The organism is Bacillus spongiae (genome assembly GCF_037120725.1).
Taxonomy (GTDB): Bacteria; Bacillota; Bacilli; order Bacillales; family Bacillaceae_K; genus Bacillus_CI; species Bacillus_CI spongiae.
The window spans coordinates 22785-36639 of sequence record NZ_JBBAXC010000004.1; the positions used below are offsets into that span (position 1 = coordinate 22785).

General features: G+C 34.6%; 11 protein-coding genes. 3 read left to right on the forward strand and 8 right to left on the reverse strand.

All coding sequences use genetic code 11. From position 1 onward, the window contains the following. Positions 1-614: 614 nt before the first annotated feature. On the forward strand, positions 615-872 hold the full coding sequence (locus tag WAK64_RS05980) for a hypothetical protein (RefSeq protein ID WP_336586043.1): 258 nt from the start codon (positions 615-617) through the stop codon (positions 870-872). Positions 873-2698: 1826 nt separating this feature from the next. Here the strand turns inward: WAK64_RS05980 and WAK64_RS05985 are convergent. Further along, the gene (locus tag WAK64_RS05985) at positions 2699-3637 is read right to left on the reverse strand and encodes a right-handed parallel beta-helix repeat-containing protein (RefSeq protein ID WP_336586044.1); all 939 of its coding nucleotides are present in this window, start codon (positions 3635-3637) and stop codon (positions 2699-2701) included. Positions 3638-5201: 1564 nt separating this feature from the next. On the opposite strand from WAK64_RS05985, the gene WAK64_RS05990 reads away from it, so the two are divergent. Continuing rightward, positions 5202-5963, forward strand: a complete 762-nt coding sequence (locus tag WAK64_RS05990) for a right-handed parallel beta-helix repeat-containing protein (protein WP_336586045.1) — start codon at positions 5202-5204, stop codon at positions 5961-5963. A 758-nt stretch (positions 5964-6721) separates the two neighbouring features. After that, positions 6722-7204: a hypothetical protein gene (locus tag WAK64_RS05995; protein ID WP_336586046.1), complete on the forward strand. Its 483-nt coding sequence runs from the start codon at positions 6722-6724 to the stop codon at positions 7202-7204. Between the two features lie 345 nt (positions 7205-7549). Here the strand turns inward: WAK64_RS05995 and purN are convergent, their stop codons facing one another. The 7 genes from purN to WAK64_RS06030 form a co-directional block, all read right to left on the reverse strand. Beyond that, a complete protein-coding gene (gene purN / locus WAK64_RS06000; protein ID WP_336586047.1) occupies positions 7550-8146 on the reverse strand; it encodes a phosphoribosylglycinamide formyltransferase in 597 nt (198 codons plus the stop codon). A gap of 107 nt (positions 8147-8253) precedes the next feature. Continuing rightward, positions 8254-8442, reverse strand: coding sequence for a hypothetical protein (locus WAK64_RS06005; protein WP_336586048.1), 189 nt, complete (start codon positions 8440-8442; stop codon positions 8254-8256). A 231-nt stretch (positions 8443-8673) separates the two neighbouring features. Continuing rightward, positions 8674-9384, reverse strand: a complete 711-nt coding sequence (locus tag WAK64_RS06010) for a class I SAM-dependent methyltransferase (RefSeq protein WP_336586049.1) — start codon at positions 9382-9384, stop codon at positions 8674-8676. Between the two features lie 496 nt (positions 9385-9880). Continuing rightward, positions 9881-10915: an ABC transporter permease subunit gene (locus tag WAK64_RS06015; protein ID WP_336586050.1), complete on the reverse strand. Its 1035-nt coding sequence runs from the start codon at positions 10913-10915 to the stop codon at positions 9881-9883. Between the two features lies 1 nt (position 10916). After that, complete coding sequence (locus WAK64_RS06020) at positions 10917-11786, reverse strand: ABC transporter permease subunit (protein WP_336586051.1); 870 nt, start codon at positions 11784-11786, stop codon at positions 10917-10919. 189 nt (positions 11787-11975) lie between these two features. Beyond that, positions 11976-12728, reverse strand: a complete 753-nt coding sequence (locus tag WAK64_RS06025) for an arylamine N-acetyltransferase family protein (protein ID WP_336586052.1) — start codon at positions 12726-12728, stop codon at positions 11976-11978. Beyond that, positions 12697-13650 carry a DMT family transporter gene (locus WAK64_RS06030; protein WP_336586053.1) on the reverse strand — a complete coding sequence of 318 codons (954 nt, stop codon included), beginning with the start codon at positions 13648-13650 and terminating at the stop codon, positions 12697-12699. The genes WAK64_RS06025 and WAK64_RS06030 overlap by 32 nt, the downstream gene beginning before the upstream one ends. Between the last annotated feature and the right edge of the window lie 205 nt (positions 13651-13855).

The window sequence follows — 13855 nt, forward strand, 5'->3', positions numbered from 1 at the left end:
ATCTATTTCATTATAATATTTAAACCCGAGGAATTTCCGTAATTTTTTTGTTATCAGAGTTCTTTTCACCATTTTCTTTTTAAGAGCTATTATACATTTCTCAAATACCTATAATATAAAACTCAACATTATTATTAATTTTTACAGTCCTTATCCTTATTCTGTTACCTACCACTGAGTAGCACTTCGTTCATGGAACGCGTCTTTGCTACAAACCAACAACCCTTATCCAAACGGTTATTGGCAATATTTGTTTTGAAAATTGTGACTTCCCCGTCTTTTACCCTTTTGGATATTTCACAAAAACCTTTTCTACTTATATTTGTATGTGAGGTCATTTGTTCGAATATCTGTATGTAAGACTTCAATCCTTTATGAAATAAATCTCCTTTATTAACTCATTAGGACAAAGAAAATCAATTTCTTCAAGGTCAATTTCCATTAAAAACTCCTCACTTATTCTTTTTTGTCACATCGATTGAATAGCTTTGATTTATAGTATTTTTTGTATACTCTCAACATCTTTGATTCATTACGTATTTTTTTGTTCTTCCCATGCTATCAACATCATATTTATTAAATGAAACCTCTGTTTCATAAACTATAGCAAGGGGGTGAAAAATATAGAATCTGAAATTGTATTCTTTTTACTAGTCACAGTTCTACTTCTCATTCTCTTTTTTTCTGCTGCTTTTGCAGTTATCTTCTTGCTTAAGAAGAAAGATAACTGTTTATGTTTTCTAGGTCCATTCATCGCAATAGGTGCCGTGGCAATTGCTTTAGGAATCATTATCGGTACAATTGAGGTCGTAGATGATCCTGTTCTTGACGAGGAAGTATCTAGTGTCCCTTTCATTCAGAACATAGTTTGATTAAAAGATCTCGACTTTCTTTTTTAGTCGGGATCTTTTTGTCCTTGCAAGGGTACTGTTTTTGATAACACAATAAGAGTAATACATACTAAAAAGAAATTTATCTTCTTAATGTCAGATTCTTTATTAGTTGAGCATTGCGTTAATTCATTTCGTTTCACTGCCCTGTGGAAGCAGGGATTTTTTTACTTTCCATTTTAGATAATCACCAACCAACAGGCTTATCAATCAGTTTGTATCTTTTGTTTTTGTTCTCCTTTTTGTAGGATTCGAATTCATGAATGTTTTTTTACTTGGACATGTCCTTTTCTCCTTTCAAGCAAATACAAGGTCTGCGTATAGAATTCTATAATCAGCACCTTCTTTTCTAGTATGATTTTGGGCACATTAACCGCAGTTAGATTTATATTATGAAAGAGTCCTTAGCTAACTGATGGATATAAGGGATACTTATGGAGAATTCAGTTGGTTTATGAAAACCTTTGATAAATAGGTGGGGAATCCTAAATCTATTATAGTAAGTTTTACCTCCTCAATGGATCCTTCTAATCATTTTAATTATGGTTATAATGAAACACTATCAAATATTTTTGGTTATGAAATAATTCTTCCTGAATACATTACGTCTTCCGATTATAAGATACTTTTCGATAAAAATGATTTAAGTTATGGAAATGCCAATCAACTTAATTATGTAGTATTTTTTTAACCTTCTAATTATGGAAAACAATTTCGTGGAGACCTTCAGGAAATTCTCAATCGAAATAATTGCAGTAGCACTTTAACTTGGGACTGAGGAACACAATCTCCAGCTATTTATAAGGGGGAGTTGTTTACAGTAATAGAACCTAACCTGTTAGAACCATTTCCAATCGAAGGTTTTACAAATTCTAGCTGGAGTTATAATAATAAACTAACGTAAGCTTAAGCTCAGAAACATCTCGATGATAACGGTGCTGTATCACAATATGTAAACATTTCTTCAGATGGCAAACAATATATATTTGGCGTTTGGTTAAAAGCTAAGGAGCCTCTTAAGCACAGATAAAAATCCAAAACCACCACAATACTGAATCAACAGGGATAAAAGTAGATGTTACAACTGATTGGCAGTATTTCTCCGTAACATCTGACCAATCATTTTCTACAAATGATGGAGTAACGGCTGTAATTTGGCCAAGTGCGTATAATGGAACAACAAACTCTGTTTATGTTGGAATGCAAAACTTATTGAAGAATAATTGGTATAAGTACGAGTCAAATCTCAGATTGAAGAAAAGCAGGGAAATGATTTGAAAAGTGTCTCTGTCCCCCTGTTAGTCTATTAATAGGTTACATTGATAAGAAGGAACGATAAGCAGAAAAATGATCTGTTAGTCGCTCCTTCTTTGTTTTTAATACTTGCTTGTAACCCCAACATTATACAAAACACCATCCATTCTTCTTTTAATGTAAGTAACTTTTTTAACTCTATTATCCTCTCCCTTCTACGAGACAAAATCACAACAAGTATAAGAACTAAGAATCAACGACTTTCACTTAAAGGGAATGTAGTATAACTTGTCATCGCAGCTACCTTTTCCGAAAGAGCACCGATAGAAGCTCCGACTGAGGGCGTCGTTATCTTGAGAGATTGGTCGCGGTATGACGGGTGACTAGCTTCGGAGAATCAAAATACGATTGTCTTATGAACTTTTTAGTGGGAGAATTAAGCTTATAAACAAATCCATCATTCAAAGTGAATGGATAAACAATACAATGGTTTTATATACTAAGAAGAATAAGACTGGTTTAAAGAAAAAACATCCCGAAGGATGCCATTGGTATCAATTACAAAGCCCAACGGGGTCACTCGTGTCACATTTATTTCCTTTGAAATTGTTGTCATCTTCATCTTCGATGTCTAAATCCCCATTACCGAACGCACGATTAAAGAACAAATCATTGTTGATAGAAGTAGCCTCTAAGAAAATCCCATCTCTCTCATTTTCATTAGCGGTATTCCCTTTTATCATGTTCTGATTTGATCTGGCTGAGGAAATCCCCTGACCATTCTCATTAAAGGTATTGCCTTTCACAATGTTCCTATATGAATCGTCTAAGAAAATCCCATCACTCTCATTATCATTAGCAGTATTGCTTTTCATCATGTTCTGATTTGAACTGGCTAAGGAAATCCCCTGACCATTCTCATTAAAGGTATTGCCTTTTACCATGTTTTGATTTGAATCTACTAAGAAAATCCCCTGATCGCTATTTTCATTAGAGTTGTTACCTTTCACCATGTTGTTATTTGACCCGATAAAGTTAATTCCAACAACATTTTCCGTAACAAAATTCTTTTTTATCATATTCCTATTTGAACCGTCTAAGAAAATCCCCTCATCCTCAAAGTTTTGAACAATAAAATTCTGTAATAAAACGCCAGACCTGTCAGTAAGATCTATACCTCTACCAGTACTTGTCATAAAATCCCCATCTAATACAGGCTTCTCTTTCCCTACCCCAATCAACTTGATATTATCCGTCTTAATCTCGACGTTTTCCTCATAAGCAGTACCATCCACTTTTGGTTTTACTAAAATGATATCTCCTGGAACAGCAGCATCAACTGCACTTTGAATTGTGTCTTCATCATCAGGCACTACGATGGTTTTTTCGTTAAAGAGTATAATACCTACCACTATCACGACACCTATGAAAAGAATTCCAGTAAACGTGAAAAGTAGTGCTGTTATTGAAAATTTATCTTTGGACGTGTTCAATTCTTCACCCCCTATCACTGCAATTCAAACATTGCTCTAGCAGTGATCCTTTTTTCTTTCAAACATTGGAAAACAAACTTTTTAATCAAAAAAATTCTGACTCCATGACATGCCCAACAGGATTGTTCCTCTAAAAGAGTCATTTTTTTCTCCTCAGTTTTTTATTTGTATACTTTTCATCTTATGCCGATTGAATATTGAAATGAACTGTATTACAAACGATTTGTTGTCGTAACCCAACTTTTTTGTCTATCGATAGAGAAAGAAAAATAACTATCATAGCAAGCTTCACTTAAATGGAGGCGGACTTATTTAGATTAACTAAGGCAGAACTGAAACCTTCCAAAGCTAGATGTTCTTCTTTCGGTCTTACATACAAGAGTAAAACCTCACCTTTATCCATTCGCTGATTTTTAAGCTCTGAAAGAGTTATTCCATCTTTTCCGAGTTAATTATTTTTAACTCTTCTTTCCTTTGTTGTAGCTCTGTAATATGTAATGAGTTTGAAAGATCAACGTAGTTCCCTTCCTTATTAAACGCAAAAAATTTCAAATCATTTAGTGGTTGATAAACTTTTCCCTCACTGTTAGATAATTGATGCATCAATATTTATAGAAGAGATAGTGTATGAAAAAATTATTACATCTAAGATAACCTTTTCTAAATAGAAGGAATCCTGCCTATTGCTTTGTATCTTATAGACCTCGACCACCAAAAAAAAAAAACGTAAAGGCTAAGTGGCGAACTATGTTGATAATCCATCTCAATTATTAATACGGTGACCAATTACACATTGGCCATATTCCATTGTTCAAGGCACGATTCACCTGGACACAACTCTGACGCTCTCGAAGAGATCCTAAACAGGATACTTGGAGGAGGTAACATCGATAAGTGAGTGGGTGAACAATTGTAGAGATTCCTGTTTAGCTCTTGGGTTACGGTTTTAGACAGGATTATTTTTGGTATTTTCTTACTAGGTTCGCTCGCAGAGTCCGCATTTCTTTTCCTAGCATAATTCAATCTACTCGTAGGGCCTCAAAGGGAAACAGCGACGGTCCTTATATTGTTAGTTGTCTTTTTAATACCTCATCATGCTTTGGCCCTTTTAAAAGCCTTTGATGACGTTGATTAAAATCACAATAGATGACTGTATTGAAAATATCCTATTTGAATTTTTTCGAAAACATGACTTTAAAAATGTTGACAGAATGATTGATTAATTCAGTTATTTTCTTGTATTGGCGCATAAGATTTAAAGATGTGAAAATATAGGAGGTAACAAAAATGACCCTTCCATAAGAAAAAAATTGTGCATGAAAGGAATAGGCACTCCCCTATGTTGGCTGGTACGACCAAACGCCATTATTATTGCTATATCATAGCTCGTCCTAGGTTTCGAAAAAATATGAGATGTAGTGGTTGTAATCCCTACAATTCCTTCCTTATTATCGGGATCATTTTTGACGTCACTACACTCTTCCTAATTGTTCAGTTTGTAGACAAAATTTGAAAGATAATAAGCAGCATTTCTGAAAACCGTTCTTTCTAGGGAGGTGAAGAATTGAAAACTGATACCTCATTACTGAAGGCTATACTACTTGTTAATGTTTTAAGTCTTAGTTTATCAAGTGTTCTCACCTTAGGTGTCGTCATTGGGATAGGGATCTTTTTCTTTAACGAGAAAACTATCGTGGTGCCTGATGATGAAGACACAATTCAAGATGCAGTTAATGCAGCTGTTCCAGGAGATATCATTTTAGTAAAAACAAAAGAGGATGGGACTTCTTACAATGAAGAGGTTACTATTGATAAAGATGATCTCAAGCTAATTGGAATAGGAAAAGAGAAACCTGTATTGGATGGAACGGGAGTTATTGGTACTGGGAATGGAATCACTCTTACTAGCACTGCTTCTGGTGTGTTGGTAAAGAATTTTATTGTTCAAAAATTTGAAAAGGACGGCATTTTTTTAGACGGTTCAACTAGCAATATGATAATAGAAAATAACCTTATTAGGAATGAGGAGAAAGGCATTGAATTAGACGATTCGAATAGCAACACCATTAAGAAAAATAACCTTATTGAGAATGAAGATTTTGGTATTGGATTAGACAATTCATCTAGCAACATGATTATAAGAAATACAGTTAAGGAGAATGGTGATAGTGGTATTTTCTTAAATTCCATATCTATCAACAATGATGTGTTCAGTAACCGTGCTTTTGATAATCAGAATTTCGATATCGAAGATGATGATGCCAATAATTTCAAAGGAAATAAATGTGGAACCTCTCAAGGTTTGAATGTGGACTGTCCTAAATAAGAGCCGGCCATCTTATCAAAAAGGCTACTAGGGGTTGGACTGAAAAAATAAGGTCAAGTAGACTACAATTAATAGCACAAATACTCCCATATAAGTAATGGGTGAAGACCAGTAAATTTCGAAAGAATTAAACAGTCATTAAGTATGAAGGGGTACACTTATGGTTATGCCTTAGCTGAAACCAGGTTTAGAACTTATAAAACTGAGTTTCTAAGAGTCCACTATTTTGCTAGTATAAAAAGATTCGGCAAAAGAATTTCAAGCCTATTTTCATTGATTTAATTACATTTGAATTCGCTGAACAATAGGGTATTTGAGACCTTTCGAATACAAACTTGCCCTACTTTAAAAAATTGAATTAGTTGTTGCAAAATATATAGACAGTGTTAAAAGAACTTTATTGGTAATGGATCGATTGTCTAATCATTTACAAATTATTCTTTCACCTACAAGCTTCGAATAGCCTTTGTGATAAACATGTCCCTCGCAAAGCGAGGTCACTCCATCACAGAATTTTGTATTATTCACTACAAATCAAAGGAACATCCCCGCCTAATCAGAATACACTATCCAGTGGGTAGCGTCAGGATTTTGATCTATATGAACATACACCTATACTCAATCATATTAAGACATAGACAGTTTGTACAAAGAATAACTGTTAATAGGAAAGAACATTCCTCAAGGTTAATTCTTTATTGACATAGCGGAAAATTGAACTGACGCTTCTCTCTATTTCTAATTTAGGGGGAGTATCGTTGAGCAATTCTCAAAAAGCAAAAAATAGTGCTTTTTTTAAAATTGGAATTCTTATTTTTCTCATCGGCTTGTTAGTCCTTGGGTTAGTCTTCGTGATTTTCTTTGGTATTAAAGCAACCCAACAACCTAATGAGGATTGGGATATTGAAGTACAATTAACAGAGGCAAGGCCATCTCAGGTTCTGTATGAAAACATTGAACCCCAACCTGTTCTCGCCGAGATTTCCTTCGATACAGACCGGTTTGGTGATGATCTAGTTTCTGATCTTTGTTCAGCTGAAGTGACAATGGAAACAAAAAAAGGAGACATTTCTCAAATCGTTGAATTCGATCCGAACCCCACTCCTGGGAATGGATACACCCTACCGGCAGTATTGGTAGGTAAAAAAGTGACGAGGGTTACCATTGATCTTATTAGTATAGAAGGTGAAGGGGTGTGTAGAATGAAATTCGAGGGAGCAAACGGAACAGACTCTGATTAATACAATTGTTCCCTAGACTGATAACATAACGATTCATTTTGACTGAATTGTCCGTTATAGCAATTGATTAGGCTAAATAAATCATGATTGAATGACCATTTTTTTCCAAAACTAATTACTTCGAGCACTTCTCTAGACCGAGAAGTGCTATTTTATTTCATCATCATTTGATTTTGTAGTGTTTTAACGGTATATTCCCGCACATAGTACATCCAAAACGATTATTCCGTATATTTTAAATCAACATAGGCAACTTTTCAGTTACAAATGATTAAAAACGATTCTCTTTTCCCTTATATACTATGCCTAGTCATCATGCTGCTTGAATAGCATTGCTATCCTTACTTAAACTACTTCTCCTTTATTAATGTTCACTAATGTACTAACTAATAACTTATGCTCTGCTTCCATTACCCTTTTTGCTAATAGTTCGGGCGTGTCCGTTTTGCTAATATCGACTTTACATTGACTAATAATATTTCCTTTGTCATAATCGCGATCCACAAAATGAATCGTCACCCCTGTTTCCCTTTCTCCTGCAGCTATCACGGCTTTGTGAACATTCATCCCATACATCCCTTTCCCGCCGAATTTGGGTAATAAAGAGGGATGTATATTGAGAATTCTCCCATTAAAGGCATGCAACGTCCTTTCCCCTAATTTTTTTAAATAGCCAACAAGTAGGATGATATTAACGTCATGCTCTTTCATAATGGATAAAATTTCAGCATCAACCTTATCTAATGATCCACTTTGTCTTTCACTTACATGATAAAACGGAATGCCCTCATTTTTTGCTCTTTGTAAAGCTTGAGAAGTTGAATTATTACTTATCACAACACACGGCTTCCCTTTAAGCACACCCTCTTTAAAGGCATCAATGACACTTTGCATATTGCTTCCTCCGTGGGAGGCTAGAAATCCAATCTTTAACTCTTCCACCGTTCATTTCCTCCAGATCTTATAAAAATGTAAAGAATGACGACTATATAATTCTTGATTCCTATTACAAACTCCTTCCATAAATATATTAATCTATTAGCAATTTTTCAAATGAGGATGATTTTCTTTATTAAGATTCCGTCTGCCGGGGATTGCTTGCTGAAATCTTCTACCGATGTCCAAATCACAGGTACAGGCGTATTTTTTTCATTCAAAATGATATTGTCAAGTTCCATTAAGGAGACTAGGTCTTCTTTTGTAGATTTCCTAACTCTAACTTCATTAGTTGATTTCATTTAATCCCTCCAATTGGTTGCTTTTTACTTTTTCGATATTTGCTCGAACATTTCCTGTATGGATAATCATTGATATCATAATCCGCTTTTTAAACATTACATTCTAACTTGAAATGACGAGCTATTTTTTCAATTTGTTACACTTATCCATACTAAAATGGTATGAAAAAAAGGCACTATTAAAAGTGCCTTCTATCATTCACCTAAAAAGTATGGGGAGCCTAGCTACTATTATTCTATATTCTTTTGAAACAGACCCACCCAAAGATCGGAAAGACCGAAAAGTCCTTCTTCTTTTCCCATATCTCTCATTCTTCTTATTTCAACGGGGATCAAATTATTAAATATTTTCGTTAGTTTCTCTTCAGAATAGCCCAATCCTCCATGAAGGCTGCCTGATCGATACACTTCCCAGTCGGAAATATTGGCCCCACCAAATTTTCCACCTTCCACAAAACAAGTGAGGGCAAAATACCCGCCAGGCTTTAATGCTTTCTCTACTAAGCTTACGTAATTCAATCTTCTATGTGGGGCAATATGGTGAAAACAGCCTGAATCATACACAAAGTCGAATGCCCCTTCCTCCACTTGCAAATCAAATAGATCGCTATGAATATAATTGATTTTTACTCCTCTTTCCTCAGACCGTTCCTTCGCCCATTCTAAAGAGCTTTGTGAACAATCTACCGCATCTACTTCACACCCTTGTTCCGCTAAAAAGAGGGCATTTCTCCCCGGTCCGCATCCAAGCTCTAATATTTTTCTAGCAAAAGATTGATTCTGTTCAAAATAGGAAACTAAGTTTTCGTCCGGGATATTTTCAAAGAACGGAATGGCCTTGTTCCGATCTGAATAAAAATCATTCCAAAATGGAGTGGGCTCACGTAAAAATGAATCGAGCATTTTGAGTACATCATCATTATGTAGTATCATTTCATTCATGATTATTTCTCCTTTAATGTTAATAAATTCATTTTAACGTATAAAGAACCATTATAGGTTTCAGGCACTTTACATCCCTGTTAATTTACTTCATTAACAAAAGTATAAACAGAAGTATAACACCTCGTTAAACATCATTTTACGTACGTATACGAATCTGAAACATTTAATTAATAGGATACTACACAAACACTAAAAAACTTAATAATGAGGTTTATAAAGACCAATAAACAGGTTACTATTTTTGTGTTTTCGTATTTTTATTACAAATATTACATTTATATTACAAAAATAATGTCCTCAAAAAAATTAGGAAAACCTTCGTCCTATAAAAAACTCGCAACACCAATAGCATAAATGCATGACTTAGCGAACATTTTTATTAACTTGAATAATAACTTAATAGTAAAAAGATCAAGGGCCTGTTAATCCCCTGATCTTTTAAATACTAAATGTATATTTCCAGTTCATTCATGTATTTCATGCCTCTACCTCATTACAAGGATATACGTTCCATAAGGTTAGAGTCCTCATGTCCTTCTATTTTACGCTTTGTTTGAGCTTGTAAACTTTGACTGGTTTCTTTCGCTTTTTCATGTTGAAAATCTTCGATAGCCTTCGTTACTCCTATTAGCATAAGCTTTGCTGCTAAAATCGTAATGGTAATAAACAGAATAGGAATAAAGGGAATCCAAGGGTAGGTTGTCCATAAAAATTCCCACCAATTCCCTAGCAATCCAGACCATTCGTTCAAGTTGGGAACATACACATTATTTTCAAATACGTCCTCCACTCTCTTTGACCCTCCAATAAAACTTTTTAACACGCCAAGATGAGCGATGAGTAAAAGAACTGTCATGAATTCTCGAATCGATACTAGAATAATTTGCGGGATGATAAATGGCTTAATATGTTTCATTATATAATGACGTTTTGAAGCACCTAATACTTTTGCACTATCAATAAACTCATTGTTCATTATTTTATAATATTCATTTGAAAACAATAGCGAAAGGGAAGGAATAGAAATAGTTATTAATATAATTAAGGAAATAATTACTTTCTCTGTCACCCCATAAGAAATCGCATTTTGTTCCATCATTGGACCCACGAAGAATATCCCCTCTAGTAATAAAAACACTAGTAATGATGGGGGAAAATAATTGAATGCATCTAAAATTGGCTGAATCATTCGTCTAAATCTCTTAAAATAAAAATGCAAGATTAACCCGAACAAGACGGCTGGAAAAACTCTTAATACCGTAATAATCAAACCAAATCCAATGGTATACTTTGCCCCAATAATAATTAACAAGAAGATACTCCGATTGACATTATCTGTCCCGAGCGGTGGATATTCAAGTGGTGAGTAAGGTGGAGCTATTACCTCTCCTTCTTCAGAAAACATTAAGCTCACTTTCGGTATGTCATCTTCATACACCACAGAATACAGTATACTCAACAATAACAGACTAAACGTAATTGTAAATCCAATCAGAAATGAAGGATTTTTCACTAACCGTTTGAACAACTTAAACCACCACCCTCTCACCTGTATTTCTTTCCGTGAGCAGACTAAACAACGTTAATAAAATAAAAACAGGCAAATAAAACATAATTAAACTAAAGCTAATGACGTACATATCAGTAAATACCAACATAAAATGAGTGATTCCATATATATTAAATAGTCGCTCAAACACAATTAGGCTCGAAAGCATAAAGAGAATAACTGATTTAAAGTGATTAACTAGACTAAAAGGAACATTTCTCAGAATGTGAATAAAAAAGATATAATGCTTGGATAGTCCTTTACTTCTCACTAAGTCAACATACATTTTATCCTTTTCTTCTTGAATGAGGAGAAAAAAGATTCTAAATAAAAGAATAGAAGGAAGAATGGATAGTACGATGATTGGTGCAGCATAAACATGATCATTTAACCCAATAACCGGAAAAATCATAATTCCTGTTCTTTTATAGAACGCAATCAAGCTGTATTGAATGACGATTAAAACAAAAAGGTCAGGAACAGATTCAATAAGAGAAAAACATCTCATCATTATTTTTGATACTTTTGAAGGCAAAAGATACGTGCAATATGCAAATAAAAGCCCCATTATAACTGACACGAACAAAGCAGAAATAAAAATAATAATCGAATAAAAATAAGCATCCCAAAAAGCTGGGAACATAGGGTAGGTACGATCTGGAAGATTAGAAATGGTCAGTTCAGCTGGTTTTGCTAATGAAATGATAATATTGACTACATTACTTATGTATTGCTTAAAGCTTACATGAGTGCCACCTAAGAAAAGACCAATAAAGGCAGAGAGTAATATAATCCCGAAGGAGACAAAGAAAAACTTAATAATATTATGACTGATTGTTCGAACAAACAAAATCTAGACACTCCTTTTTTTCTAATAGTTTCCATTATACTGAATTTATTAATATATTACTATATTTCCAACGATTCTTTCATATCGAAACGGATAAAAGAAAAATGACCTCGATTTTTTTCGAGGCCATCTCCATCGTTAATACCGAAAGTAGGACGTTTTCACGGTTTATACATTTCGATACCATTACTATTTCGGGATAGAAATACCGAAGGAATCCTTTAATATTTTTGGTAGTTCGTTTTGGTCATAAGGTCGTTTCGTTTTTTGCCCATTAACCGTTGTGATTACTTCATCATCAGTAAGGGTTACTCTTCCCTTAAGTGTCCCTAGTGTCACTATCGTTTTTTGTGTGAAGGAAGATTCTGGACTTTGCTGATTCCATTGGCACACCTCTTCAAAAAATGAATAACTTCTCACTTTTTTAGTGAAGCGGTATTTCACCTTCCATTTCTGTTCATCGTATTTTTGCAAGTCATAATAGGTATCATCAACACGCTTTATTCTATAGTTTCCTCCTACGTCTTTCACCACTTCCCCATCTAAAGGAATTGGGGAATAGCTAGAATCTCCAAACCCTACATCAACGACATACTCCTTCCCATCGATGGTCACGATATTGCTTAAATGGGTGTTTTTTCGATACCATTCCGTCTCACTTTTCGCAACAGTGGAAGCAATTCGCTTTACATCATAACCAAGGCTGCTAAGCAACCAATGGAATAAACCATTCACTTCGTAGCAAAAACCGCCTCGATGATTTTCCACGATTTTTTGATAAATTCGCTCTAAGTTTAGCGTAATTGGTACTTTATGCAAAACGTCCAAGTTTTCAAAGGGGACCGTCATAATATGTTGCTTTATTAATAGTTGTAAATCCTTTAACGGATCACCTGAAAGGGCCTCTACATTAATTCTTTCTAAATATGTTTTGATATCCATATACTTTTTCCTCCTTATTTTCATTTTTCACTAATTCCTTTGGCTTGAATTGTAGGTTGACTCCAATAACCCCCATAATAATGAGCACCGTTCCAATCATGTGATAGATATAAAACGGTTCATGAAGAATCATAACGCCTGAGAGAACGCCAACAATCGTGGCGAGGTTCATAAACACTCCCGTTTGCGAGGCACTAAGCTGTGAGATGGCATAGTTAATAAGAAACGCAGTCAAAAGTGAAGCTGGAATACTCAAATATAAAATCGGCAAAATAAAATCTAGTGAATAGAGTATTTCTACATTCACTTGCTCTTGCGAAGCAAACAAGAGGATATTAAACATAACCATTCCCACAAACATCATTGCATAGGTCATTTCCATTGGTGTAAATTGCTTCGAATATTTGCGAGCAAATACCGTAAACAAGGCCATAAAAACAGCGGATAAAAAGATTAAGGTCATCCCAATAAGACTCCCTTCTCCTTCCACACCACTCATCCAGCCGATGAATACGACACCTCCCACCGAGATAAAAATAGAGAGCTTTTGTACAAAGGATGTCCTTTCCTTTAATAACAAAGCAGCTAACACTAAAACAATAATCGGATAAATAGCGGTAATAATTCCCGCTTCACTTGCTGTAGTATAGTTCATTCCGTATATTTGGAATGAGAATGCAAGCACTGGTTGAAATATTGAAAAGATAATCAGTGGAAGAACAGGCTTCCCACCATAGTGAACCTTTACAATTCGAAATAAAATTAAAAGTGACATTACTATAAAGGCAATCGTAAAACGGTAAGCTAATATATTTAACGGAGGAGCAACACTCACCACATTTTTTAAAAATAGGAAACTAAGACCTCCTAATATAGAACCGATAACCCCTGCCAAAATAGCTAATAGTTGCGTCCGACTCATAACCCACCCTCCTTTACATCTCTTATAAATTCATTGTAAAGGATGCTTAATATATCTACATCAGCGGTTTGAAGGAACCTCTTCTACAACTTTTGGAGGAGACTGAAGCATGTAAAAAGATGCACGGATCAGACTGAATATTGAATAAAGGAATTTTGATAGTTAGACATAAAAACACTTTAGAATGGATACTTTCCAATCCACC

Coding starts and splice junctions, on each gene's coding strand:
- WAK64_RS06010 (WP_336586049.1), bottom strand. CDS start 9,384: ATGAATGAAATGATACTACATAATGATGATGTACTCAAAATGCTCGAT.
- WAK64_RS06005 (WP_336586048.1), bottom strand. CDS start 8,442: ATGAAATCAACTAATGAAGTTAGAGTTAGGAAATCTACAAAAGAAGAC.
- WAK64_RS06025 (WP_336586052.1), bottom strand. CDS start 12,728: ATGGATATCAAAACATATTTAGAAAGAATTAATGTAGAGGCCCTTTCA.
- WAK64_RS06030 (WP_336586053.1), bottom strand. CDS start 13,650: ATGAGTCGGACGCAACTATTAGCTATTTTGGCAGGGGTTATCGGTTCT.